The sequence below is a fragment of the Streptomyces sp. Isolate_45 genome, assembly GCF_024721315.2.
Classification (GTDB): Bacteria; Actinomycetota; Actinomycetes; order Streptomycetales; family Streptomycetaceae; genus Streptomyces.
Window position 1 is genome coordinate 86,687 of record NZ_JANFAK020000005.1, and the last position, 23,176, is coordinate 109,862.

A 23,176-nucleotide genomic window follows, 5' to 3' on the forward strand; every position below is an offset into this window, starting at 1 on the left:
CGTGCGAGGACCGGCCGGCGCCCAGCGCCACCAGTCTTTACAAAGACCTCGCACGGTCGGAGGTGTCGTAGGGGTCACCACGGCACCGACCGGACCGCACACGTCCTGCCCTCGGCCGGGCAACGCCGCCCCGGGCCCATCAGAGATCCAAAACCTCTAATTACTAACGAATTAGAGGTGTCAGGCTCCGATTTTCTGCTGGTCAAGCGGTCTGAGCTGCGGAAATGATCCGGCCAAGAAGGGGCATCACCACAGGGGAACCCATGGGGGTGAACACAGGCACCGGCGCAGGGCCGATGCGGGCTTGCCCAGCCGGTCGGCGAACCGTCCGACGAACCCCGGTGGTTGTCGCCCGACAACAGAGCGGAGTACCTCACAGCCGCGCGTTCGCCAGGGAGTCGGCCTGAGTGCCACAGAGCTCACCGGCTCGGACGCGGTCCTGACGCCTGACACTGACACCGCCGCGCGCGATGCGCCCGCCCCGGGCCGCAAGCCGGCGGGGACAAGCGCGTCAGGCGTCAGGACCCGGGGCCGCCTCGGAAGCACGGGGGTGAACCCCGGGGCGGTGTGCGTCCCAGCCCATCACGAGTACCTCACAGCCCGCCAACGACTGGACACGTCACCGGTTCCGCGCCGGCGAGCGGGTAGTTCACCGCCTCACACACGCACGCCGCGCGGGGCGACAAGGGCTACAGCTCGAAGGCGATCCGGACCTGGCTGCGACGCCGGGGCATCGCCCGCACCATACGAGGTACCCGTATCGCGTCCATCACGGCGGTGAACTGGGTGCAGTCGTTGGTGTTCCCGCCGGTCAGGACGAAGGCCAGGGGAAGGCCCGAGCCGTCGCAGGCCAGGTGCATCTTGCAGGTCAGTCCGCCGCGGGAGCGGCCGAGGGCCGGGCTGTGGAGCCCCCTTTTCGGGCTCCGGCCGCGTGCTGGTGGGCACGGACGATGCTGGAATCCACCGACACCAGCCACTCGATATCGCCTGCGGCATCCGCTTGCGCCTGGGCTGCCCGGAGCATCCGCTCAAAGGTCCCGTCTGCTGCCCACCTGCGGAAACGGGTGTGGAGGCCGGCCCCCGACCCGTACCTCTCAGGCACGTCCCGCCATGCGACCCCGGTCCGGAACTTCCACACGATCCCGTTGAGAACCGTCCGGTCATCCAGCCGCGGCCGCCCGAAACCAGGCCGGGGCAGCAGCGGTTGCACGAGTTCCCACTCGGACAAGTGCCGGCTCCCGCGTCTGCGGGGAGCCCTACCTCGTGAGCATCGCTCCGGCGGAAACAGCGGAACCCGCGTGGGGTGAGCGGCACGCTGCCATCGGCAGGTCCTACTCATCGCGTAGGGACGTCAGGTGGTTCTGCCGAAGTATTGTGTATTTCGAAGTACAGAACGTGGTAGCGTCCACGCATGGCCAGACCACGAACCTTTGACGAGACGACGGTTCTCGAAGCGGCGGCGGCTCAGTTCCGTGTCCACGGCTACGCCGATACGTCGACCGAGCAGCTCTGTGAGGCCGCTGATGTGCGGCGCAGCAGCCTGTACAACGCGTTCACGTCCAAGGATGAACTTTTCGTGCGGGCGCTGGAGCACTATGCGACCACCATGCGAGGGCTTCAGGCGGCGATCCTGACCGACACTTCCCTCAGTGGTGGCGACCGGCTCCGGAAGCTGGTCGATGCGATCGTCGACGAAGAGCGCGTCGCTCGCGACGAGGGCCATGCCGCCGGCTGCATGGGCGTGCACACCCTGATGAATCCCGACTTGCGGGCGCGCGACGAACGCATCGCACGGATCCTCGAGCGAGACCTGCGTGAGCGACTCGGCCTACTCGAAGACGCCATCCGGGCCGGCCGCATGGACGGAAGCATTCCTGACGGCCCTGGCGCCGGCGAAGGCGCGCTCCTGGTGAACACTCTCATCGCCGGGCTCCGCGTGACCGCGCAGACCGGAGTCACTCCCGAGATGCTGCGCCGGATCGCACTTGACGGGCTTCGTTCCCTGCTGGTCTGAGCGAAGAGGGCGGCAAGCCCCGGTCTCGGCATGCCCAAATTTTGGATTTCAGAATACAGAAAGAGTTCCTGCTGTGAACAAACGACCTCTCTACTGGCTCATGCTCACCCTGCTTCTCGTAGCCATGAGCGAGTTGCAGACGATGGGCATGCTGCCCGATATGGCCCGTAGCCTCGGTGCCTCGACCGCCGCGATCGGCGCCTTCATCTCGATCTACTCCTTCGGCATGGCCATCGGCGGCCCGCTCATCGCCTGGGCCCTGCGCGAGGTACCGCCCAAGACCGCGCTGTTGGGCGTCGTCACCGCCTACGCGGTAATGGAAGCCGCCGTCCCCCTGGTACACAACTACTGGTGGGTCGCCGCGCTTCGACTGCTGACCGGAACTCTCGGCGGCGCCGTGTTCGGTCTCACCCTGACCATGGCCGCCAGGCTCGCCCCCAGCCCCGACCGCATCGCGTCCTCGATCACCATCGTGCTCAATGGGCTCATGCTCGGTGCGGTCCTCGGCCTGCCCATCAGCCACGCCATCGCCACTGCGTGGAACTGGCAGACGAGCTTCGTCGCCCTCGGCAGCGCCGGCCTGCTCATTGCCATGCTCGACCTGCGCACCCTGCCCGTCCTGCCCGCGGCCTCCGCGCAGACCACCGCCGACGAGCTCCAGCAGTTCCGCTCGCCCCGCCTGTGGAGCCGCTACCTCATCAGCCTGCTCACCATCGGCGCGACCTACGGAGCGTTCTCCTACTTCACCCCCCTGCTGGAGCAGGACGCGGGCTTCTCCTCCAATGCGACGACCGCGATCCTCTTCGGCTACGGCCTGTGCACCGTCATCGGCAACAACCTGGTGGGCCGCCACGCGGACCGCCACGCGGTCACCCTGCTGCGCATCGGCCATCTCGTCCTGGCCGGCTCGCTGGTGCTCCTCGCGCTCTTCGCCCACCTGCCCTGGGCTGCTCTGCCCGGTGTACTCCTGGTCGGCCTGGTCGGCGTCACGATGAACCCCGCACTCGTTGTCCGGGTCGTCGAAGTCGCCGGAGCCGGAAACCTGGTCAACACCGTGCACACATCCGTCATCACCCTCGGCGTCGTTGCCGGCAGCGCCATCGGCGGCGTCGCCATCAGCGGCGCCGGCGACAGCGGTTCAGCCGCCGCCATGTGGACCGGCGCCATCCTCGCCATCCTCGCCACCTGCGTCCTGACCGCACAAACCGTCGAATACGAACGGCGCGTCCGCCCGCAGCCGGTACGAGACTGACTCAGCGTCCCGCCCCGTCCGCGCCCGGCCCCAGGGCGTAGGCGGGCACCACCTGGGGCCGGGCAATCAACACCATGGTCGGGGCGACCTGGAAGCGCAGCACCAGCTCGACCACCCGATGTACGTGCACCCACCCGCACTGATGGGCCCCATGGGGTCCCTGTGGCCGCCGCCCGGCCGGCCCGGCCAACTACGACGCTCACGGTCCGAGACGAATGGTGCGGGGCGCGGCCTGGTTCTCGGACGTCGATGCGGCCGACGATGCCCAGCAGGTCAGGGCGCCGTGAGGAGTACCCGGGCGCGGTTTCGGAGGGCTTCGTCCTGGCGGATGACGCGATCTTCGACTCCGGGGCGGGCCACCCGGGCGTCGCAGTGGGCGAGAGCGGCAAGTAGCGCTCGTGGTCGCCGGTCAATGCGTCGGGGCCGAGTAGGAGTGCAGCCGGTCGATCTCCCTGAATCCGGCCGATCGGTAGAGGGCGGTGGCTGCCGTCCGGTCGCCTTCGCCGCCGGGCGTGGCGTTCGCCTCCACGTACAGGAACACCGAAGCCGCCTGGTGGGCCCGTAGCGTCTCCAGCGCCGACCCCAGCAGCTTCCTGCCGATCCCCTGCCCTCGGACGTCCGGGAGTACGCCGATCCACCACAGGGCGCCTACCCCTTCGACCGGCAGGCCGACCACCGACTCCGCCACTACCCGACCCTGCTCACGCACTTCGAGGCGCATGGCGCGATCGTCGCCGGGTTCCGGACGCATGCGCATCCCGTCGGCCTGGGGCAGGTTCGGCGCGGGCAGGTCGATCAGGAAGTACAGCCACAGGAACTCGCCCGCGAATCCGGCTCGGCACAGGGCGGCGTGCGTGACGGGCCTGTGGTCGACGGGCAGGGCCTCAACCCCTCGGGTCAGGGCTGTCGCGAAGTGGAAGGCTTCGACGGGGCGCGGGCCCAGGGCGGTGAGCGCGTGGCTGATCAGAGCGTCTGCGGTAGCGGTGTCTTCTCGGCAGTGCAGCCACAGGATCAGGCCTGTGTCGTCCTTGGGGCGCTGGGCCCAGGAGATCACTCCGACGACACGGCCCCGGGGGTCCAGGGCCACGTGGGTCGTGGGCGGGGTGAGTTCGGCCCACCAGCCGGCGTCGATGGGCGATCGGCCCGCCAGGGCCTCGGTCAGCATCTCCGGGGTCGTCGTGGGCTGTCCCGGGAGCCGGTCGGCGTTGACCAGGTCGAGGACGGCTTCGGCGTCGGCGGTGGTGTAGGGGCGCAGTGCAGCGCGAAGTGCGGGAGCCACAGAGAAGACCATGGCAAATGCCTCCGTTCGTGTCCATGATCCCTCCGGGGGCGGGTGCCCCGCCCCCGGGAGATGAGTGGTGGTGAGTTGATGGGCAGGCCCCGTTCCTGGGCGCCTCGTAGCCACTGCTCGATCGCCGAAACGGCCAGTAGCACGGCCGGGTCGCGCTCTCGTGCCAGGTGTGCACCGTCAACCAAGCCGGTTACGACCACGAACAGTCGCCCGCGCGCGTCGGCCAGCGTGTTCGTCTGACGGGCCAGGGCCCGGGTGAAGTACTGCTTTTGACGGGGCAGGATCGCCCGGTGCTCGGGCATGAGCGACAGGACCAGCGCCTTGCACCGCCCGTGGCCGGCGGGCAGATGGGGCCCGTACCGGTCGGCCAACGGAACGGCGTGGGCTGCCGCGAGGAACCGGTCGGTCAGGAAGGGGGATGCCTCCGGGACCTCTCCTGCCGGTACGAGCAGCTCGTGAAGGAAGAAGGCGTCGTGCGCGTCTGCTGCGGCTCAGTTGCGACCGCCGGCGGTGTGGTCGGCGACGCGCTCCGCCGCCCAGGCGCGCGCCCACTCGGTGGCGGGGGTGCGGTAGGGCTCGGCCAGGAAAGCGAGCCAGAACCGGAACTCGCGAACAAAACCAGTTGGCCCTGCCGCGTGCGCGAAACCGGTCGGCCACCCCACTGGTTCGCCGATCATGAACGACGAGAGCGTGATCACGATCGAGATCCGGGGCCACGAGAAGGCCGGGCTCGAAACGGCCCACCGGATCTCCACCCTGTTCCTGTCCAACGGGCCTTGCCGGCTGCGACGTACGCCCTGCAGGGACGAAGTAGAGGTGCTCGTCCAGCGGATGTCGCCAGGGGGCCGGTGAGGACGGCTACCTCGACCGTGACGAGGCGGAGGGCGCAGGCGCGTTTCCAGTTCGTTCCTAGCAGCTCCGGTCCGCCTCACCCGGCTGGAGCTACTCCAGCGCCGAGGGCAAGGTTCCGTCGGCGTCTGGCGTGGTGGCCGCCGGCTGGATTCGGCGGAGGTCTTGCGCGTTTCGGGCCCTTGAGGCCTTACCGCGGAGCGGGTCCCGTCGATCTGGCCGGTGGTCATCACCCAGCCTGTGTTCACTCGTTGGTGTTTGTGTTGCGAGCCCGTCGCACGGTGACCTCTCGATCCGTCCGAGCCTGTCGAGCTCCCACGGTGGACCGAGGCCCGCGCGGTGCGCTGGTGTCACGAACAGCTAGTGAGGTGGCGGTCCGGCCCTGGTGGCCGAGGCCTGGAACTAAAACGCCGCGTGGCCCGCATGCGCCCGTGACCAGCGCAAACATCGAGCCTCCGGGAGGGACCACTTGATCTACCGCGGAATCGACTGGGCCGAGAAACACCACGACGTCGTTCTGGTCGGCGAGGCCGGCCAGCTGCTGGCCAAGCGCCGCATCACCGACGATGCGGCGAGCTACCAGATCCTGCCGGACCTGCTCGCCGAGTACGACGACAGCCAGGACGAGCCCATTCCGATCGCCATCGAGACCAACCGCGGGCTTCTCGTGAGCCTTCTCGGCCCTGCGCGCCTCTCCCGGGGCAATGGCCCGCTACCGCCACCGCCGCAACGAACGCGGAGACTGGCACGCCTCCGCCCTGCGCAACGTCCACAACAGCCTGATCGGCCAGCTCCACCACTGCCTCCGGCAGCGCGAACACTTCGACGAAGAGACGGCCTTCTCAACCCCGTGGAACAGGCGCAGCAGGCAGCGTGAGGCGGTGGATCAGATGACCAGCGCTGTCTCCTCGGCAAGGTCAAGGTATGTACGCCGGGCCGCGGGACGCCAAACGAACGCGTCTGCGATCTCGGAACGGAGAGGGTGGGCCTGCTGGAGGCCCTCCGCTGGGGGTGCGGGCGTCCGGTGCGGGCAGGTTACCGACGACCATCAACGGAGGAGCAGATCACTACGCTGCGTATCGATCGCTTTCCTCGTTCCGTCAGATGGGGACCCCATGCGATACCTGCGACCCGCCCGTTCATCTGTTGTCCTCGGCGCCATGTTCCTGGCCCGGGCGGCTTTGGCCGGTCCCGGCGCTCACGCGCAGCAGGCCCTGGCACCCGAACCGGCTCCGGGTCTGTATACCCTCAACCCCCTCAACAGCGGCAAGTGCCTGTGCGTCGCCGCACCTCGGATGGGCGATCGCACCGCGACCACGCCGTGGTCCTGCATCGCCGGGGCCAAGCCGCAGAAGTGGGAGGAGCGATGGCGCCGCAGGCCATGACCATGCTGTCGGCAGGCGGGCAAGAGTGGGACAAGTGTCTCACCCTGGGCACCAACTGCTGCCTGGCCCCACGGGCACAATGCGCTGGACGATCCCACCCTGCGCGCCCACGACCGACCACTCAAGGTGATCAAACTGGAAACTGCCGGAGGATTGGCGACACCTCAACATGCGGGCCTACCAGTCCCAAGGCTGGTGTAGCCATTGAGTCCGAGCGCGCCGAACTCGTCATCCCTACCGGACAACAAGGCAGCCATCAGCAGCACGCCGAGGGCGGACGTCACCACCTTCTCCGGACCGCGTCAGTGCCCGACGGCGGCCTTCGCCGCCACGATCAGCAACACGAAGAACACGTTGACCAGGCCCTCGATGACCGCCTGGGTGCGGGACGCGCCGGCGTTCAGGGCTCCGAACAGGGCCCAGAAGAACTGCTGCGCCCCCGCGACCGACAGTGCGAACCACACCGCGCCGCTCGGCCCGAGCCCCAGGAGTGGGCTCACGGCCAAGGCCGCGGCCGGCAGCACGGCCGCCTCGATGATGGGCAGCTCGCGCCGTCCGGTTCGTCGGACCTCGGCCCAGCCGACGGGCCTGCCCACCAGTCGTTCGCCGGCGAGGTTCGCATAGACGTGGGCCACCCAGAAGACCGTGCCCGTCACCAGAAGCATCACCATGAGCTGGACACGCGGGAAGCCACCGACCGCGCTGGCCGTGGCGATCACCGAAGCCGCCAGGAGCGACCCGTAGACGGCTCCCGCCTGGTCGGTTCGAGATGCCGACTGAGTGTGGTCGGACCGGCGGGGCCATCGGAGGAGGCGATGCACCCGCCCAACATATAGACCGCGGCCCGTCCTGGGCCGCACCACACGCGGATATGTGCGCCGGCCTCTTCGTAGGCCCATGTCCAGGGCCTGATCCGGATCGTGGAGGATCAGGCCTGGGCGGCCCGCCGGCTGATCGCACTCGTGAAAGCCCGCCGATCAGCGGACCTGCGGCCGCCCCGTTCCCGCCCATCGCCATGATCTCGCCGAACGCACACGCCTTCGACGCCGTGTCCGTGAACAGCAGCGTGGTCAGGATGTGGACCGGCTGGCGGCCTACATGTGAACGTGGCTCTGGCAAGATTTTCGTAGCCGAAGATCGTCGTGATTGGGCAGTCTCAACATGGCTCTGTAGAGCCCCAGCACTGAGAGAGACTGTGCCGACACCAGCCTCACCAGGGACGTGCGCCAGCCGTGGCAGAACTCAGGGTCACTTACGACAAGACTGCGAACGCAGCGTACGTCCACCTCACCGATCCGCAGGTTCGCACAAGATCCTCGCGCATGTACCCCTGCGATCCGGTGCAGGTCGGCGGCATGATCAACCTTGACTTCGACCGAAAAGGGCGCCTCATTGGCATCGAGGTACTGGCGGCCAACTCCAAGCTGCCCGAGTATCTGCTCGAGTCATCTGAGCGCCTGGACGACGACGGTGTATGAAGCGGTTGAGTAGTCCCTTGCCTCGCGCCGTACCTGGTTGAAGTCGTCTCAGTGTGCATTGCGGCGGCGTAGGTGAGCGATCAGCACGACCCGGTGGCGTGCTCCGGCGCGTCCTGCCATGACGCGTTTTCCGCGGCTTGGGCACCGCCGACGCCAGAGCATCGCGAACCAGCCGACGGTGAACGCCGTACTTGCGGGCCAACGCCCGCATCGACAGTCCCTCCTGCCACGAGTCACGGCGGATCCGCAGGAACAGCTCTTCCCTCGACAACTCCATCAGGCATCGCCCCCACACGGTCCACCACGACCGTCCCACCGCACGTCACCCGGTGGGGCCAAATGAGACCGGAACAACCCCCGAACGCTCCCGTACGCCCCCATTCCTGGGGCCAACTCAAGCTGAAACGTGTAGCCGAATCAGACCATCAAAGCCGGCTCTACGAAGTCGCACCGCCACCGGCCCCGCTGCACTGACCTGGCCCGGAGCCATGGTGGTGTCTTCAAGGCACCAAGAACGAAAGGCGTAGGCGGGCATCTCGTGGGCGCTCAGGCCGACGGCGGGGAAGGGGTCATGTCGTACTCATCGACGTCCAGAAACGCGCCAGTAGCGGCAAGAAAGGCGATTGCTTCGCGGTCGAGCGCCCAGCCGAAGAGGTTGTGCTTGTCCCTTTCCTGCGGCTGCCCGACCTCGTCCTGCTGCTCGGCGTCATTGAAGTAGCGCACCACCTCCAGCCGGGCTTCGAGGTACGGCTCGTCTTCGTCGTTTGCACTGTTGTACTGCTTCATGAGCTCGGCAATGCGGTCGGTCTGTGGCCGGAGACGGCCCAGGACGTGCGCGATCTGTTCGTCCACGCACAGGCCCGGTTCCCTGCATACGACCTTCCAGATCTGACAGAACGGATTCGCCGGGTCAACAGGGAGGCGGCGCGGGTCGACCACTTTCGTCTCATCAGGCTCGATACCCAGCGCATCAGTTAGGGGTTGTTGTCTTTCCGGGCTTGAGGACTGCGTTCTCGCTGGTCAGGCATAGGGTTGGCGGTCTCGTGGCAGTGGTGACGTGTCGTTGCTTTGGTGGAGGTCGAGGATGCCGTCGGTCGTGGGACTGCTGGAACAGCGTGAGCTCACCGCTCGCCGTCGTGTCGACGATCTGCGGGAGGAGGCCGACCGCCTCCAGGCGGAGCTGGCCGTGGCTGAGCAGGAGTGGAACGAGTGGGTCATCGCCCGCTCACGCGTTGGCGAGGTACTGGCCCCGGGCAACGACGCCGTCGTCGGCCCCGCCGCCTCCGAGGGTCTGCCGGTACCCGGTGTGGAGCCGGCGCGGCCCGAACCGGCGGAGGCGGCGAAGCCGAAAACAGTGGTGCCGGTGTGGCGCGCGGGGCTGGCCTGGTCGGCGCTGTCGGTGGACTACCAGCGCATCCTGCAGGCCCTCAGCGACCGTAACCGACTCGGTCAAGGAGCTTTGACGTGCCAGGAGATGGCCGCCCGCTTCGGCCTGGACCCCGTACCAGGAAAGGTGGAGGCACTGCGATCGAAGGCCAAGCGGCTGACGGCGCGCGGCTGGCTGATTGAGCCGGTACCTGGCCGATGCATGCTCGCGAAGGACGTGGCCGGGCAACGCGGCGGGTCATGAGCATCGTCATCGACCAGTGGACCATCGCCTCCGCGCTGGCGATGGAACGCTCGAAGTCGCGCACGAGACGGCGACTTCGCATCAGGTGGGCGAAGAACCGCTCGACGATCCACCGCTTGGGCAGCACGACGAAGCCGCGCATGTCGTCGCTGCGTTTGACGATGGCGAGGACCAGGGCGAGGGCCGCGAGGCAGTACTCGACGAGGCTGCCGGTGTATCCGCCGTCGGCCCGGACCAGGGCCAGCAGGTGGTGCGCGGCAGTGACCTGGGTGAGCAGGACCTGGGCCGCGGCGCGGTCGCCCACATCCGCTGCGGTGACCATCACCGCGAGCAGCAGGCCAAGGGTGTCGACCACGACGTGCCGCTCGCGCCCGTTGATCAGCTTGCCGCCGTCGAAGCCGCGGCTGTCAGAGCCGACGACCGCGTCCGCTTTGACCGACTGCGAGTCGATCACGCCCGCGCCCGGCTCCGAGTCCCGCCCGGCCCGCTCGCGGACCAGGCGGCGGAGCCGGTCGTGGAACCCGCGGACCAGATCGTGGTTGCGCCAGCGCCGGAAGAACGCGTAGACCCGGTCCCACGGTGGGAAGTCGGCAGGCATGGCCCGTCACTTCGTGCCGTTGTCGACCAGGTAGCGGATCTCGTCCAGCATCGCGCGGTGGCATTAAGCCTCCGGTTGCCCACCCCGGCCCCGCAGCCGGCCCGGCACCGGCAGCAGTGGCCGGACCACCGCCCACTCGGCGTCCGACATGTCGGTGGGATACCGACGCTCGCGCGCCCCGTGGTCTCTGGCGTTCCCGAACCTGTGAGCCAGACAGTCACACGCGAGAGTGGCTGAAGTGGACCCCACTCCCGCGTTGCCGTAGCAATGCGACAACAGGGCCTCCTGGAAAGCACGTTGGCTTCGACACCCTTCGAGCTTCCAAGAGACCCTGCTCTCATGCACGGCAGCCGCCGCAGTCACCCGATCGACTGACTTCTCGACGAGATCAGGACGACGCAGTCGCGTCGCTTCTCGTGATCGCTGGGACGGACGAATTCGCACTGCCATCCAGGTGGACGGTCGGCTTGGTGACGCCCCGAGGCCGCCTCGCGGGTTTGAGTCCGGTGCCGCGACTGACGAACCTGGCGAAGAGTCGTGTCCTACCGGCTCGAGGCGCGGCCAACCGCTTCCCCCTACGTCCTACTTCTCCTCCGGCTCCCAGGCTCGGAGCAGGTCGAGCAGCCCTGCGTCTCCGTCAACGTGCAAGGAGTCGGCCTGGATCCGGTCGTACAGGTAGAGGACCAGCTCACTGGCCGTGCCGTGGACGGAGGCGCCGGCTGCGTCCACGTCCTCGCCGGTCGCGGCGGTGGGCGCGGGGATGCAGGTGGTGCGTGCGCCGTCGCCGTCGACGGTGAGGCGCCAGGAGCGGCCCTCGGCGGCGTGGAAGTCGAAGGCCGTGGGCTTGTGCGGCCAGGCACTCGGCGTTGCGCAGACGGTGAACAGGAACTCCTCCACACCGTCGAGTGCCGGCTCGACCGGCAGCGGCTGCGGGGCGCCCCCGGCGAGCTGGGCGTCGTAGGTGTGCACCGCGGTCTCCTGGACCCGGTGCCGGGCGGTGCCGCCGGCGGTCTGCGGTGACTGCGACGCGGGCCACCACGTCCAGCAACCGCCCTCCGGTCCCGCCGCGCGCAGGGCGCCCAGCAGAAGCTGCGTCGACGCGTCCAGCCACGCCAGCAGGGCCTCACGCTCCCGCGGCACTTCCAGCGCGGCGCGCGCGGCGACGGCCTCGGCCGGGGGAGCGTCGGCAGGCCCCGCGCCGACGATGGCGGCCCAGAAACGGTCTCCCCCACCCAGGTGCTTCACCAGATCGAACAGCGTCCACCCGGGGCAGGTCGGCACCTGCACATCGAGACTGGGCGCGGCGGCGACCACGGCGCGGAAGGCGGCCGACCGTTCATCGATCAGTCGCAGCAGGACAGGGAACTCAAGATTCTTTTCCACTCCGGATGTCTATCACCATGATCCAACAACCGAACAGCGATTTTCATCGCCGACAAGGCACTGCACCCGATGCGGTTCGCGAACATACATGGGTGTGAGTTGTGTACGGGGCGGGCTGCCTGCACGCAGGGCACCGCTCACTGCTGTCCTGCGGCCTCCCACTCCTGATGCGCGGTGCGGACACGGTGCCACAGCTCCGCCCGAGCGGCAGCGTCGACATCGGTCAGCTTCAGGTGGAACACGTCGGCCAGGACCTCATACCAGTCGTCGGCCGAGTCAATGGTCCGCAGGTCTGTGCCTGCGGCGTCGATCCGATGCAGCACACAGCCCCGCAGCATGTCCACGCCCTTGGCGTCGCGCAGCTGGGCCTGGAGGACCCGCACGAAGCCGGACTCGGGGGAGGCGGACAGGTGGACGTGCTTCGCGGCGAAGGAGGACAGCTCCACGGGCTCCGGCGTGAAGACCATCGCCGTGAACGCGCCGCGGGGATCGTGGGTGAACCGCCAGCCGCCCGGCACCACCGCCGACGGAGTCATCGCGTAGGTGAACGGCCCCTGGGTATAGCTGCCTTCACGCAGGGGCAACGGCTCGTACATGCCGCCGGCGAGCCCGGTATCGACGAGCCACCGCTCGCCGTCCAGCAGCACAGTGAGCGCGAGATGGTCACCACCGGGGCCCTCGGGGTCCTCGACCTCATCCTGTATCCCGGCCCGGTGCAGGGCCACGTCGTAGCCGAGCGCCGTCAGCAGTGCGGCGAAGGCCCCGTTGAGGTGGAAACAGTAGCCGCCGCGCCCGCGCAAGATCCGGGCCACGGACTCCGCGGCGCTGATGCCCGTCAGTCGGCCCAGTTGGTTGTCGAGGGTCTCGTAGGCGACCCGTTCCACCTGCGCCCGGTGCAGTTCCCACAACGTATCGGCGGTCGGGGCGGCCGGCCGCTCCACCCCTAGCACGGCCAGATACCCATCGATGTCAATCATGACCCCCCTCACCGTCCGAACGGTTGATCAGAATAGTCGCAGGACGACGACGCTCCCCGCTGACATTTTTCCCGTGACAGAAGCGACTGACAATCTTGTGGCAGACGGCAGCGAGTAGGCCACAACATGCCTCACTTGCCTACATCTACACGCTTGCTCTCACCTGCTGCTTTGACTTGACACCCTGGATAACGATCGCGGCCGATCCGGCCGGGGCGAGACGCGTTCACGCGGCTAGCCGGTGTGGGCCGGAGCCGGGGTAGCGATGTAGCTGGCGGGCCGAGTCGGCGCCGGGGCAGTTCACGCTCACGCCGGGCGCGGCCGGCCCAGGCGGCGGGTCATAAGCTCATCGCGGCGGCGATGGTGTCATCGCCGAAGACCTCTCCCCAACGACCGAAGGGCTTGTTGCTGGTGACGATCACGGAGGCGTGTTCGTATCGGCCCGAGATGAACTTCCCGACACCGCGCCTTACCTCCCCGGGGTCTCCGACTACTACGGAATCGACAACGTCCGCCGCTACCTGTCCATCGCCAACAGCGGAGCCTGAACAGCCGCGCCCGCCTCTCGGCCCCGCGACGACGCAGAGCGCTGCGGCCGGCCGGGGGCGGGCTCATGCCCGGACCGCGCCTTGTCACTGGTGCCGTCACCCGCTTGACTTCATCTCGAGCCAGTCCGCTGAGCGGCGCCAGAGTGGGGAGGAATACCGACTGATGATGATCGACAGCGCGATCATGGCGCCCGCGGAGCGGGCCGAGGCGATCCGTGAGGCCATCTGGAACAGCGTGGTACGGGTGGAGATCACTCACCAGCCGGACCCCCGGCTGATCCGCACAGTGGGTGCGATCAGCGCTGTCGGACCGCTGAAGGTCTGCTCGGTGCGTGCCAACGCCACGACCATCCGTCGCACTCCCTCCCTCGCCCGCGACGACCTGGAGCCGAGCGTGTTCGTCGGGCTGCAGGTCACCGGTAGCAGCATGGTCGTCCAAGACGGCCGGGAGGCCGTCCTGGAGCCCGGAGACCTGGCGCTCTACGACACCACGCGCCCCTACACCCTGCTCAACAGGGACGGTATCCACCAGCACTTCTTCCGCATTCCACATGCTGAACTCGCTCTTCCTCCAGCCATGTTGGCCCGTGCTACCGCAGTCCGTCTCAGTCGTCGGGACCCGCTGGCCGACCTCACCGCCACCTGTCTGCGGCGCATCGCCCGTCACCAGGCCCGCCCCGCGTCCTCCTCCGAGTACAGCCTGGACGGGGCGGGTCGGCCTGGCATCGAGCTGTTGCGCGCCCTCGTCACGACCCGGCTCGGCGAGCAACGCAGTGCCTCCGAACCTCTGCACGACACCCTGCACCTGCGCGTTCTGGACTACGTCCGCGCCCACTTGGGCGACCACGACCTGACGGCGGCGCGCATCGCCGCCCATCACCACATCTCGCCTCGCTGTCTGTACAACACCCTCTCGCGCAATGGCGTCCGCCTGGGCGACTGGATCCGGACGCAGCGCCTGGAACGCTGCCGCGACGAACTCGCGGCGCCCACCGCGCGCCACCGACCGATCTCGGCCATCGCCTGGCGCTGGGGCTTCCCGAACGCCGCCCACTTCAGCCGTACTTTCAAGCAGGCCTACGGCCTCACGCCGAGCGATTGGCGGGCCCTGCACGTCGCAGCTCGGTGACCCGGCCCCATACCCTCAGGTGCCCTCGCGGCCGATCAGGACGGTGGGACGGAGCCGGTGTCGCCGCCACTCGCTCGGGGTGACCCCGTACGCCGCACGGAAGCGCCGGGTGAAATGACTGGGGCTCGTAAAGCCGCAACGGCTCGCCACGGCGGATACGGGCAGTGCGGCGTGGCGGGGCGAAGCCAGGAGGCGACACGCCGCCTCCAGCCGCTCGCCGATGAGCCACTGCTCGAGGCGGATGCCGGCGCGACCGAGCACCACGTACAACTGCCTCTTGGATATCGCGTGTTCCACGGCGATGCGCTCCGGGCCGAGGTCGGGATCGGTGAGGTGGCGGCGCGCGTAGGCCATGATCCGGGCCACCAGGGAACTGTCCATGACAGCTCTGACCTGCTGGTCACGCTCGTCGTGCGCCGCCGAGGTCAGGAGGGCTCGAAGGAGCTCGGTGGTGGCGTTCGCGAGGGCGGCGGCGCCCGGGTCCCCTTCCAGCCGGCCCGGATCCCGCCAGAACGCTCGCAGATGCCCCAGGAGCAGGTCGTGCAGGGGGCTGGCCCGCAGCCGTGCGGAGGCCCGTACCACGGTGTCGACGGTTACCCCGAGGTGGTCCATGTCCACGGTGATGGCCTGTGAGGCCCCGTATCCGGACCAGCCGTAGGTGCGCGGCGCGAGCTCGTGGAAGACACAGATGTCCTCCGGTCCCAGGGTGAACCGCCCGCCCGCCTGCTCGGCTCGGTGGACACCCCTGGTCTGGAGCGAGACCGATACCACCGGACGGTCCCGGTGCCCGCGCACGTGCCTGGCCGTCCGCCGGACCTCGAACCCCGAGCACCGAATGTCGAAGAGGTCCAGCCCGCCCACCCGCCATCCCTCGATCCGGGCACGCATCCCCGTCTCGGGCTCCTCGTGAACGATGTGGTTCGGCACGGAGGTGTCCGTCATCGCGTGGTGGAACGCGTCCACCCTCTCGCGCGGCGCGAAGTCCTCCAGGTCCAGCAGCAGCACGAACTACCCCTCCATCACAGTCTCGGAATCCGGCGGTGTCCATCCTCCTGGGGGCGCCCCCCGCCGGCTTGCCCGTACGTGCTCGTCCCTGTTCTCTGGCGCCCCTGTCGGAGCCCTGCACCGAAGGGCAACTCTCCTGCGTGGACAGGCGACTGCGCGCTCTCCCACCCGTCTAGCTTCGGACTGCGCCGCAGCTCGATACGGCGTGGGGCGTACCCCCTTGCTCCGATGAGAGGTCCGATCCATGACCGACCACACCCCTGTCACGCCGGTGCTGGAGCCGGCCGCCGCCGACTTCGCGAAGGCGACCGGAAAACCACCGTTCCTATTCCAGATCCCCCCGGCCGAGGGCCGCAAAGCCGTCAACGATGTGCAGTCGGGCGGGATCGCCAAGCCCGACGTGGACGAGGAGTGGGTGTCCGTCCCGGGTGGCCCCACCGGCGAGGTCAAGGCCCGGATCGTCCGACCGGCCGGGGTGAGCCACGACCTGCCGGTCGTGCTCTACATCCACGGCGCTGGATGGGTGTTCGGCAACGCACACACCCACGACCGCCTCGTCCGGGAACTGGCCGTCGGCGCCCGGGCCGCCGTCGTCTTCCCCGAGTACGAGCTGTCGCCCGAGCACCGCTACCCCGTCGCCATCGAGCAGAACTGGACGGTGGCCCGCTGGGTCGTCACGGACGGCGCAGGCCACGGTCTGGACGGCGCCCGCATCGCGGTGGCCGGTGACTCGGTCGGCGGGAACATGGCCGCGGCGCTGACGCTGATGGCCAAGGAACGCGGCGGGCTCGCCCTGCGCCGACAGGTCCTCTTCTACCCCGTCACCGACGCCGCCTTCGACACCGGCTCCTACCACCAGTTCTCGGAGGGGTACTTCCTGCGCCGCGACGGGATGCGGTGGTTCTGGGACCAGTACACGACGGACGAGGCCCAGAGGGCGGAGATCACCGCCTCCCCGCTGCGCGCCACCACCGAGCAGCTGACCGGTCTGCCGCCGGCCCTGGTGATCACCGCGGAGGCGGACGTCCTGCGGGACGAGGGCGAGGCGTACGCGAACAAGCTGCGGGCCGCGGGCGTGCCCGTCACCGCCGTGCGCTACCAAGGCATCATCCACGACTTCGTCATGCTCGACGCGCTGCGCGGGACGAACGCTGCGGCGTCCGCGATCGAACTCGCCGTCCGCGTCCTGGCGCGGGCGCTGGCCGATGACTGAACCCGAACCGGCGCCGGAGGTGCCCCCCGGGCGCGGCCCGACGGGCGGGGGCCGATACATGGAGCCCGACCTGCGCGGGATGACGCGCATCAACCTGCGGCCCATCGCCTCGCCCATGCCGCTCGGCTTCTATTCCGTGGCCATCGCCTCGGTGATCGTCGGCTGCTTCCAGATCGGGCTCTTCGAGGAAACCTCGCACCGCGCCGTCGGCCTCGCCATCCTGCCGGCCTTCGTCCTGCAACTGCTGGTGAGCTACCTTGCGTTCGGCGCCCGCGATGTGCTGGCGGCGACGCTCATGGCCTGCTTCTCCGGCCTGTGGCTGGTGAGCTCCCTGACCCTGTTCGTGGACGCGCCGGGCGGCACCCGGGTGCTGGGCGTCCTCAACGCCGTCTTCGCCCTCTTCGCCGTGCTGATGGCATCCGTCGCGACCCCCAAACGGGCCCTGTGGCTGGTGCTGTGCACGGCGGTCCCCCGATTCGCCGTGGCAGCGCTCGCCAACCTCACCGGCGTGGACTGGCTGGGCACCGTCTCCGGGACCCTCGGGCTCGTGCTGGCGGCCGTCGCCCTGTACACGGCCTTCGCCCTGATGCTGGAGGACATGCGCGGCGAACCCGTCCTGCCCATCGGCCGCAGTGGCCCCGCGCACCACGCCGTCGAGGGTGACCTGACGGTCCAGTTGCGCAACCTGGAGCGGCAGGCCGGCGTACGCCGCACCCTCTGACCCTGGCCCTGCCCCACTTCCACCTCCCCTTCGAAAGCGAGCACCGTGAGCAGCAGCATGCCCGTCGGTGGCATCACCGCCGTGCCCGGACCGGCCGGGCGTCCGGGTGACGGCCGAGCCGCCGACCTCGTTCTGCGCAATGCGCGCATCCACACGCAGGATTCCTCCCGACCCACCGCGACGGCACTCGCCGTACACGACGGCCGGATCACGGCCCTGGGCGACGACGGTGACGTCGCCGGCCTGGTGGGACCGGCCACCCGGGTGGTGGACGCCCTCGGCCGACGGGTGGTCCCGGGGCTCAACGACTCCCACCTGCACGTCATCCGGGGCGGCCTGAACTACGTCCTGGAGCTGCGCTGGGACGGCGTACGCAGCCTGCGCCAAGCCCTGGCCATGCTGCGCGAGCAGGCCGGCCGCACCCCCAAGGGCCAGTGGATCCGGGTGGTCGGCGGCTGGACCGCCGAACAGTTCGCCGAACGCCGGATGCCGACCGCGGCCGAACTCACCGCCGCCGCGCCCGACACCCCGGTGTTCGTCCTGCACCTGTACCAGTCCGCGATCCTCAACCGGGCCGCCGTACAGGCCGCCGGATTCACCCGCGACACCCCCGATCCGAGGGGCGGACAGATCGTCCGGGACCGGAACGGCGACCCCAACGGCCTGCTGCTGGCCGCCCCCAGCGCACTGATCCTCTACTCCACCCTCGCGCGGGCCCCCACGCTGAACGAAGCCGACAAGATGGTCTCCACCCGGCACTTCCTGCGCGAGCTGAACCGGTTCGGCCTGACCTCGGCCGTGGACGCGGCCGGCGGATTCCAGAGCTTCCCCGAGAACTACGCCACCGTCACCGAACTGGCCCGCGCCGGCGAGCTCAGCGTCCGCATCGGCTACCACCTGTTCCCCCAGAGCGCGGGCCAGGAACTGGCGGATCTCGAACGCTGGACCACGACCGTCCGGCCGGGGGACGGCGACGCCTGGCTACGGCTGAACGGTGCCGGCGAGAACCTCACCTGGGCGGCCGCCGACTTCGAGAACTTCTCCGAGCCTCGCCCGGAACTCGGCTCCTACGAGGCCGAATTCGAGAAGGCGGTCCGGCTGTTGATGGAGAACGGCTGGGGTTTTCGGCTCCACGCGACGTACGACGAAACCATCGGCCGAGACCTCGGCGTCTTCGAGAAACTGGCTGCTGATGGACTCTTCCCGGCGGGCAACAACTGGCTGTTCGACCACGCCGAGACAGTATCCGCCCGGAACCTGGAGCGGATCGCGGCGCTGGGCGGCGGGATCAGCGTGCAGAACCGGATGTCCTTCCAGGGCACCGCCTTCGCCCAACGCTACGGGGCCGAAGCCGCCGCGCTCGCCCCGCCCGTCACCGCCATGCTGCGCCAGGGTCTGCCCGTCGCAGCGGGCACCGACGCAACACGCGTCTCCTCGTACAACCCGTGGGTGGCCCTCCACTGGCTGGTCACCGGGCGCACCATCGGCGGGGCGGCCCTCCGCCCGGCCGACCAACTGATCTCCCGTGAGCATGCCCTGGAGCTGTACACCCTCGGCGGGGCACGGCTCACCGGGGAGGACGAGGACAAGGGCATCCTCGGCGAAGGGCGGTTCGCGGATTTCGCCGTCCTGTCGCACGACTACTTCGCCGTGGCGGCCGATGACATCCCGCACATCGAGTCCCTGCTGACCGTGGCCGGCGGCCGGATCGTGTACGCCGCCGGCGAGTACGAGGGCCTCGACGAGGCCGTCCCACCGGTCAGCCCGACGTGGAGTCCCGTCGCGCACTTCGGCGGCTACCAGGCCACGCCGCCGCCCTCGGTGACCGGCGCCCGCCAGGCCGATCTGCTGGCCGAGGCGGTCGCCTCCTCCGAGCAGCACCTCCGGTGGAGGGTGGCGCGCGGCTTCGCCCCACAGGAGACGCCCGCCGTCTTCGAACCATGCTTCGGCCTCTGACCCGCCGGAAGGCCCGGCCCCGTTGCTTCCCCTTCCCACTCACACAACCGCTGATCTACGAGAGGAACTCCTCATGTCCGACTTCAACTTCGACCTCGACGCCGTCACCGCCGCGCCCAGCCGGGATCTACTCACCCCTGACAACGCGATGATGCTGTTCGTCGACCACCAGCCGCAGATGTTCTTCGGCGCCGCCAGCACCGACCGCGTCGCCGTCATCAACGCCACCGTTGGCCTGGCCAAGGCCGCCCGGGCCTTCGATGTCCCCGTCGTCCTGTCCACCGTGGCCGCCGAGTCCTTCTCCGGACCGATCCTGCCGCAGCTGCGCGAGGTCTTCCCCAAGCACGACATCGTCGACCGGACCTCCATGAACGCGTGGGAGGACGAGGCCCTGGTCGAGGCGGTCAAGGCCACCGGCCGCCACAAGATGGTGCTCTGCGGTCTGTGGACCGAGGTCTGCCTCGTCCTGCCCGCCCTCTCCGCCCTCAACCAGGGGTACGAGGTGTACGTCGTCGCCGACGCCTCCGCCGGCGTCACTCCGGCCGCCCACGAGCACGCCATGCAGCGGATGACCGCCGCCGGCGCCGTGCCCGTCACTTGGCTGCAGGTGCTCCTGGAGCTCCAGCGCGACTGGGCGCGCACCGAGACGTACGTCGCCACCACCGATGTGGTCAAGGAGCACGGCGGCGCGTACGGCCTGGGTGTCGTCTACGCCCACTCCATGATCGACCCGCACGCCGCCGGCTGACCGGACCTCTTGACCATGGAAACCGACACCGGACTGCTCCTCCTGCGCCTCCTCGCGGGCCTGCTGATCGCCGCGCACGGAGTGCAGAAGGTCAGCTTCCTGCTGGGCGGCAGCGGACTGGCGGGCGGCACCGAGGAGTTCCGGCACGACGGCTTCCGCGGCGGGGCGCTCACCGCCCTCGCCGCGGGGGCCGGCCAGATCGGCTCCGGCCTGCTGCTGACCGCCGGAGCCCTCACTCCGGTCGGCGCCGCCGGGGCGATCGGCGTGATGACCGTCGCGCTCACCGTCAAGTGGCCCCACGGCTTGTGGGTACAGCACGACGGCTACGAGTACCCCCTCGTCCTCATCGGCATCGCCACCGCCCTCGCCCTTACCGGCCCGGGCCGCTTCTCCGTCGACCACGCACTCGCCCTACCGCACTGGCCCGGCTGGTCGGCCGCGGCCGCGCTGGCGGTCGGGGTGGCCGGCGGCCTTGCCGTACGCGCCCTTCTGCACGAACCGGCCGTACCCGCACTCCCGGCTCCGGCGAGTTCCCCGTGACCGCAGCAACCCGATACATCTCGCCTTCGCCCCGCACCCGGAAGGACCCCCAAGGATGACCGGCCGCCCCATGAGCCGACGCCACACCCTGAAGACCGCCGCCGGCGCCGCGGCAACGCTGACCATCGCCGCGGCGCCTCCGGCCGCGGCCTCCGCCGCTGGACCCGGCGCCGGGCGGGGACCGGCCGGGAGGCCGACCGTGGTCCTGGTCCACGGCGCATTCGCCGACGCCTCCAGCTGGAACCCCGTCACCGAACGGCTCCAGCAGTACGGCCACCCGGTGATCGCCGTGGCCAATCCGCTGCGCGGCCTCACCCACGACGCCGCCCAGGTGGCCGCCCGGCTCGCGGCCGTCCCCGGCCCCGTCGTCCTGGTCGGCCACTCCTACGGCGGGGCGGTCATCACCCAGGCCGCCGCAACCGCTCCCACCGTCAAGGCTCTGGTCTACATCTCGGCGTTCATCCCCGACGCCGGCGAGGTCCTCGGCGAGCTCGCCGCACGGTTCCCCGGCTCCCGGCTCGAAGCCTCCCTCGACCCCGTACCCGTACCGGGACCCGACGGCACCACCGGCGTCGACCTCTACATCCGGCCCGATCGGTACCTCGACGTCTTCGCCCAGGACGTTCCACGTCACACCACTGAGGTCCTGGCCGCGGGCCAACGCCCTCTTAGCGGATCCGCGTTCACCGATCGGGTGAGCAGCGCGGCGTGGCACACCCTGCCGTCGTGGACCCTGATCTCCAGCCGGGACCGCGGCATCGTCCCTCAGCTCCAGCGGTTCCAGGCCTCCCGGGCCCGGTCCCGGACGGTCGAGGTGCCGTCCTCCCACCTGCCGATGTACAGCAGGCCCGACGCCGTCGTCGCGCTGATCCGGTCCGCCGCCCGGACCATCGCCGCCTGATGCCCCGCCACCTCTGAGGAGCCACCCATGTCATCGCCCGGAACCACCCCGTCCTACGCACGTGACCTCGCCCGGGTGGAGGCGGCCAACGCCAGCGGCCGCATCCCCGTCGTCTTCATCCACGGCCTGTGGCTGCTGCCCACCAGCTGGGACCGCTGGGCCGCGGTCTTCGAGGAAGCCGGCTTCGCGCCCGTCACTCCCGGCTGGCCCGACGACCCGGAGACCGTCGAGGAGGCGAACGCCCACCCCGAGGTCTTCGCCGGCAAGAGCGTCGGCCAGGTCGCCGACCACTTCTGCGACCTCATCGGCAAACTCGACCGCAAGCCCGTGGTCATCGGTCATTCCTTCGGCGGCCTGATCACCCAGATCACCGCCGGGCGCGGCCTCTCCCGAGCCTCCGTCGCCATCGATCCGGCGCCGTTCCGCGGTGTGCTGCCGCTGCCCCTGTCCTCGCTGCGGGCCGCGAGCGCGGTCCTCGGCAACCCGGCCAACTACCACCGGGCGGTACCCCTGACGTACGAGCAGTTCCGCTACTCCTTCGCCAACGCGGTCGGCGAGGAAGAAGCCCGCGCGCTGTACGACACCTTCGCCGTCCCCGCCCCGGGAGAACCCCTCTTCCAGGCGGCCGCGGCGAACGTCAACCCGTGGACCGAGGCCAAGGTCGACACCACCTCCGCCGGCCGCGGACCGCTGCTCATCGTCTCCGGGGAGAAGGACCACACCGTCCCGTGGGCCATCGCCAACGCCTCCTACAAGAAGCAGGCCCACAACGCGCACGCGCTCACGGAGATCACCGAGCTTCCCGGCCGCGGCCACTCCCTGACCATCGACCACGGCTGGCGCGAGGTCGCCGACACCGCCCTCACCTTCGTCCGCCGGTTCGCCGACCCGGCTTCATAGCGCAGCGCGGAAGGGGACCGACCACGTCCAGCCGCCCCGGAGCCGCGCCGGGGCGGTTCGCCTTGCGTCGGCGCGAGGCCCCTCCGCCAACAACCATCGGTTCGGGCCCGGTCACGGACCGACGAGGCAACCTCGCCCCGCCAACCAAGATCCGGACCATTTCCGGACCAGCCTGCTCCATGGAGCCCTAACAGCTGCCCTTTGCCCTGGTCTGCGTAGGTGCAACTGCTGTACCACCAGGAGACGAAGAACCCGCTCGGTGGTGACGTAGAGGATCGCGTTCACGATCTCTCTCAGATCATGCACGCAGGGTCCAGCGCAGGGGCGCAGCGCAGGTCCGCCGACGATGGCGGCCTCAAGCCGTGGCCCGCCCCGCGGACGCCTCGGCGGCGGCGCGCCGGTATGCGGCGTTCATGCGCTGCGCTTCCTCGAGCTGGTCCTCCAGGACCACGATCCGGCAGGCCGCCTCGACGGGCGTGCCCTGGTCGACGAGCTCGCGGGCTCGGGCGGCGATGCGCAGTTGGTAGCGGGAGTAGCGGCGGTGTCCGCCCGCGGAGCGCAGCGGGGTGATGAGGCGCGCTTCGCCGATGGCGCGGAGGAAGCCCTGGGTGGTGCCGAGCATTTCGGCGGCCCGGCCCATGGTGTAGGCGGGGTAGTC

General features: G+C 69.6%; 24 protein-coding genes and 3 pseudogenes. 15 read left to right on the forward strand and 12 right to left on the reverse strand.

From position 1 onward, the window contains the following. Positions 1–746 precede the first annotated feature (746 nt). Positions 747–1,228, reverse strand: a pseudogene (locus tag NOD94_RS03350) (IS5 family transposase); the annotation flags it as partial. 183 nt (positions 1,229–1,411) lie between these two features. On the opposite strand from NOD94_RS03350, the gene NOD94_RS03355 reads away from it, so the two are divergent. Together NOD94_RS03355 and NOD94_RS03360 are read left to right on the forward strand one after the other, a co-directional pair. Then, positions 1,412–2,014: a TetR/AcrR family transcriptional regulator gene (locus NOD94_RS03355; RefSeq protein ID WP_281204173.1), complete on the forward strand. Its 603-nt coding sequence runs from the start codon at positions 1,412–1,414 to the stop codon at positions 2,012–2,014. A 73-nt stretch (positions 2,015–2,087) separates the two neighbouring features. Then, positions 2,088–3,266 carry an MFS transporter gene (locus NOD94_RS03360; protein ID WP_281204174.1) on the forward strand — a complete coding sequence of 393 codons (1,179 nt, stop codon included), beginning with the start codon at positions 2,088–2,090 and terminating at the stop codon, positions 3,264–3,266. 1 nt (position 3,267) lies between these two features. On the opposite strand, the gene NOD94_RS03365 is transcribed toward NOD94_RS03360, so the two are convergent. Beyond that, positions 3,268–3,396, reverse strand: a complete 129-nt coding sequence (locus NOD94_RS03365; protein ID WP_281204175.1) for a hypothetical protein — start codon at positions 3,394–3,396, stop codon at positions 3,268–3,270. Positions 3,397–3,527: 131 nt separating this feature from the next. Here NOD94_RS03365 and NOD94_RS03370 point away from each other — a divergent pair, with 131 nt between their 5' ends. Continuing rightward, complete coding sequence (locus NOD94_RS03370) at positions 3,528–3,659, forward strand: hypothetical protein (protein ID WP_281204176.1); 132 nt, start codon at positions 3,528–3,530, stop codon at positions 3,657–3,659. A gap of 16 nt (positions 3,660–3,675) precedes the next feature. On the opposite strand, the gene NOD94_RS03375 is transcribed toward NOD94_RS03370, so the two are convergent. Together NOD94_RS03375 and NOD94_RS03380 are read right to left on the reverse strand one after the other, a co-directional pair. Beyond that, positions 3,676–4,557 carry an N-acetyltransferase gene (locus NOD94_RS03375; protein WP_281204177.1) on the reverse strand — a complete coding sequence of 294 codons (882 nt, stop codon included), beginning with the start codon at positions 4,555–4,557 and terminating at the stop codon, positions 3,676–3,678. A 491-nt stretch (positions 4,558–5,048) separates the two neighbouring features. Further along, positions 5,049–5,234, reverse strand: coding sequence for a hypothetical protein (locus tag NOD94_RS03380; protein ID WP_281204178.1), 186 nt, complete (start codon positions 5,232–5,234; stop codon positions 5,049–5,051). Between NOD94_RS03380 and NOD94_RS03385 the strand changes: the two genes are divergently transcribed. Both NOD94_RS03385 and NOD94_RS03390 read left to right on the forward strand, forming a co-directional pair. Continuing rightward, positions 5,233–5,409 (forward strand): hypothetical protein, encoded by a 177-nt coding sequence (locus NOD94_RS03385; RefSeq protein WP_281204179.1) that lies wholly within the window; start codon positions 5,233–5,235, stop codon positions 5,407–5,409. The genes NOD94_RS03380 and NOD94_RS03385 overlap by 2 nt on opposite strands. A gap of 466 nt (positions 5,410–5,875) precedes the next feature. Then, positions 5,876–6,085 (forward strand): annotated as a pseudogene (locus NOD94_RS03390) (transposase); the annotation flags it as partial. A gap of 1,008 nt (positions 6,086–7,093) precedes the next feature. Here NOD94_RS03390 and NOD94_RS03395 read toward each other — a convergent pair. Beyond that, positions 7,094–7,510: a hypothetical protein gene (locus tag NOD94_RS03395; RefSeq protein ID WP_281204180.1), complete on the reverse strand. Its 417-nt coding sequence runs from the start codon at positions 7,508–7,510 to the stop codon at positions 7,094–7,096. Between the two features lie 513 nt (positions 7,511–8,023). Here NOD94_RS03395 and NOD94_RS03405 point away from each other — a divergent pair. Continuing rightward, the gene (locus NOD94_RS03405; protein WP_281204181.1) at positions 8,024–8,269 is read left to right on the forward strand and encodes a DUF2283 domain-containing protein; all 246 of its coding nucleotides are present in this window, start codon (positions 8,024–8,026) and stop codon (positions 8,267–8,269) included. Positions 8,270–8,815: 546 nt separating this feature from the next. Here the strand turns inward: NOD94_RS03405 and NOD94_RS03410 are convergent. Continuing rightward, entirely contained in the window at positions 8,816–9,235 is a 420-nt protein-coding gene (locus NOD94_RS03410; RefSeq protein WP_281204197.1) for a DUF4279 domain-containing protein, read from the reverse strand. A 118-nt stretch (positions 9,236–9,353) separates the two neighbouring features. On the opposite strand from NOD94_RS03410, the gene NOD94_RS03415 reads away from it, so the two are divergent. Continuing rightward, a complete protein-coding gene (locus NOD94_RS03415) occupies positions 9,354–9,899 on the forward strand; it encodes a hypothetical protein (protein ID WP_281204182.1) in 546 nt (181 codons plus the stop codon). A 55-nt stretch (positions 9,900–9,954) separates the two neighbouring features. Here NOD94_RS03415 and NOD94_RS03420 read toward each other — a convergent pair. The 4 genes and pseudogenes from NOD94_RS03420 to NOD94_RS03435 all read right to left on the reverse strand — a co-directional run. Beyond that, a pseudogene (locus NOD94_RS03420) lies at positions 9,955–10,497 on the reverse strand (IS5 family transposase); the annotation flags it as partial. A gap of 582 nt (positions 10,498–11,079) precedes the next feature. Further along, positions 11,080–11,880: a maleylpyruvate isomerase family mycothiol-dependent enzyme gene (locus NOD94_RS03425; RefSeq protein WP_281204183.1), complete on the reverse strand. Its 801-nt coding sequence runs from the start codon at positions 11,878–11,880 to the stop codon at positions 11,080–11,082. Positions 11,881–12,017: 137 nt separating this feature from the next. Further along, positions 12,018–12,857, reverse strand: a complete 840-nt coding sequence (locus NOD94_RS03430; RefSeq protein WP_281204184.1) for an arylamine N-acetyltransferase — start codon at positions 12,855–12,857, stop codon at positions 12,018–12,020. 338 nt (positions 12,858–13,195) lie between these two features. Then, a complete protein-coding gene (locus NOD94_RS03435) occupies positions 13,196–13,279 on the reverse strand; it encodes an ATP-binding protein (protein ID WP_281204198.1) in 84 nt (27 codons plus the stop codon). Positions 13,280–13,568: 289 nt separating this feature from the next. On the opposite strand from NOD94_RS03435, the gene NOD94_RS03440 reads away from it, so the two are divergent. Beyond that, positions 13,569–14,534, forward strand: a complete 966-nt coding sequence (locus NOD94_RS03440) for a helix-turn-helix domain-containing protein (protein ID WP_281204185.1) — start codon at positions 13,569–13,571, stop codon at positions 14,532–14,534. Positions 14,535–14,549: 15 nt separating this feature from the next. Here the strand turns inward: NOD94_RS03440 and NOD94_RS03445 are convergent, their stop codons facing one another. After that, positions 14,550–15,539: a helix-turn-helix domain-containing protein gene (locus NOD94_RS03445; RefSeq protein WP_281204186.1), complete on the reverse strand. Its 990-nt coding sequence runs from the start codon at positions 15,537–15,539 to the stop codon at positions 14,550–14,552. Between the two features lie 244 nt (positions 15,540–15,783). On the opposite strand from NOD94_RS03445, the gene NOD94_RS03450 reads away from it, so the two are divergent. From NOD94_RS03450 to NOD94_RS03480, 7 genes are all read left to right on the forward strand, one after another. Further along, complete coding sequence (locus NOD94_RS03450; RefSeq protein WP_281204187.1) at positions 15,784–16,752, forward strand: alpha/beta hydrolase; 969 nt, start codon at positions 15,784–15,786, stop codon at positions 16,750–16,752. Between the two features lie 58 nt (positions 16,753–16,810). Continuing rightward, a complete protein-coding gene (locus tag NOD94_RS03455; protein WP_281204188.1) occupies positions 16,811–17,473 on the forward strand; it encodes a GPR1/FUN34/YaaH family transporter in 663 nt (220 codons plus the stop codon). Positions 17,474–17,530: 57 nt separating this feature from the next. Then, positions 17,531–19,429 carry an amidohydrolase gene (locus NOD94_RS03460; RefSeq protein WP_281204199.1) on the forward strand — a complete coding sequence of 633 codons (1,899 nt, stop codon included), beginning with the start codon at positions 17,531–17,533 and terminating at the stop codon, positions 19,427–19,429. A gap of 73 nt (positions 19,430–19,502) precedes the next feature. Next, complete coding sequence (locus tag NOD94_RS03465; protein ID WP_281204189.1) at positions 19,503–20,177, forward strand: hydrolase; 675 nt, start codon at positions 19,503–19,505, stop codon at positions 20,175–20,177. A gap of 15 nt (positions 20,178–20,192) precedes the next feature. Then, on the forward strand, positions 20,193–20,717 hold the full coding sequence (locus tag NOD94_RS03470; RefSeq protein ID WP_281204190.1) for a DoxX family protein: 525 nt from the start codon (positions 20,193–20,195) through the stop codon (positions 20,715–20,717). A gap of 70 nt (positions 20,718–20,787) precedes the next feature. Continuing rightward, on the forward strand, positions 20,788–21,618 hold the full coding sequence (locus tag NOD94_RS03475; RefSeq protein ID WP_281204191.1) for an alpha/beta hydrolase: 831 nt from the start codon (positions 20,788–20,790) through the stop codon (positions 21,616–21,618). Positions 21,619–21,645: 27 nt separating this feature from the next. After that, positions 21,646–22,518, forward strand: coding sequence for an alpha/beta hydrolase (locus NOD94_RS03480; RefSeq protein ID WP_281204192.1), 873 nt, complete (start codon positions 21,646–21,648; stop codon positions 22,516–22,518). Between the two features lie 355 nt (positions 22,519–22,873). On the opposite strand, the gene NOD94_RS03485 is transcribed toward NOD94_RS03480, so the two are convergent. After that, on the reverse strand, positions 22,874–23,176 hold a 303-nt coding region (locus tag NOD94_RS03485), incomplete at its 5' end, for a MerR family transcriptional regulator (protein WP_281204193.1).

What these genes read in the sequence shown, in the direction of transcription:
- NOD94_RS03355 (WP_281204173.1), top strand. Translation starts at nt 1,412, where the DNA reads ATGGCCAGACCACGAACCTTTGACGAGACGACGGTTCTCGAAGCGGCG.
- NOD94_RS03370 (WP_281204176.1), top strand. Translation starts at nt 3,528, where the DNA reads ATGCCCAGCAGGTCAGGGCGCCGTGAGGAGTACCCGGGCGCGGTTTCG.
- NOD94_RS03375 (WP_281204177.1), bottom strand. Translation starts at nt 4,557, where the DNA reads ATGGTCTTCTCTGTGGCTCCCGCACTTCGCGCTGCACTGCGCCCCTAC.
- NOD94_RS03385 (WP_281204179.1), top strand. Translation starts at nt 5,233, where the DNA reads ATGAACGACGAGAGCGTGATCACGATCGAGATCCGGGGCCACGAGAAG.
- NOD94_RS03380 (WP_281204178.1), bottom strand. Translation starts at nt 5,234, where the DNA reads ATGATCGGCGAACCAGTGGGGTGGCCGACCGGTTTCGCGCACGCGGCA.
- NOD94_RS03415 (WP_281204182.1), top strand. Translation starts at nt 9,354, where the DNA reads ATGCCGTCGGTCGTGGGACTGCTGGAACAGCGTGAGCTCACCGCTCGC.
- NOD94_RS03430 (WP_281204184.1), bottom strand. Translation starts at nt 12,857, where the DNA reads ATGATTGACATCGATGGGTATCTGGCCGTGCTAGGGGTGGAGCGGCCG.
- NOD94_RS03440 (WP_281204185.1), top strand. Translation starts at nt 13,569, where the DNA reads ATGATGATCGACAGCGCGATCATGGCGCCCGCGGAGCGGGCCGAGGCG.
- NOD94_RS03450 (WP_281204187.1), top strand. Translation starts at nt 15,784, where the DNA reads ATGACCGACCACACCCCTGTCACGCCGGTGCTGGAGCCGGCCGCCGCC.
- NOD94_RS03455 (WP_281204188.1), top strand. Translation starts at nt 16,811, where the DNA reads ATGGAGCCCGACCTGCGCGGGATGACGCGCATCAACCTGCGGCCCATC.
- NOD94_RS03460 (WP_281204199.1), top strand. Translation starts at nt 17,531, where the DNA reads ATGCCCGTCGGTGGCATCACCGCCGTGCCCGGACCGGCCGGGCGTCCG.
- NOD94_RS03465 (WP_281204189.1), top strand. Translation starts at nt 19,503, where the DNA reads ATGTCCGACTTCAACTTCGACCTCGACGCCGTCACCGCCGCGCCCAGC.
- NOD94_RS03470 (WP_281204190.1), top strand. Translation starts at nt 20,193, where the DNA reads ATGGAAACCGACACCGGACTGCTCCTCCTGCGCCTCCTCGCGGGCCTG.
- NOD94_RS03475 (WP_281204191.1), top strand. Translation starts at nt 20,788, where the DNA reads ATGAGCCGACGCCACACCCTGAAGACCGCCGCCGGCGCCGCGGCAACG.
- NOD94_RS03480 (WP_281204192.1), top strand. Translation starts at nt 21,646, where the DNA reads ATGTCATCGCCCGGAACCACCCCGTCCTACGCACGTGACCTCGCCCGG.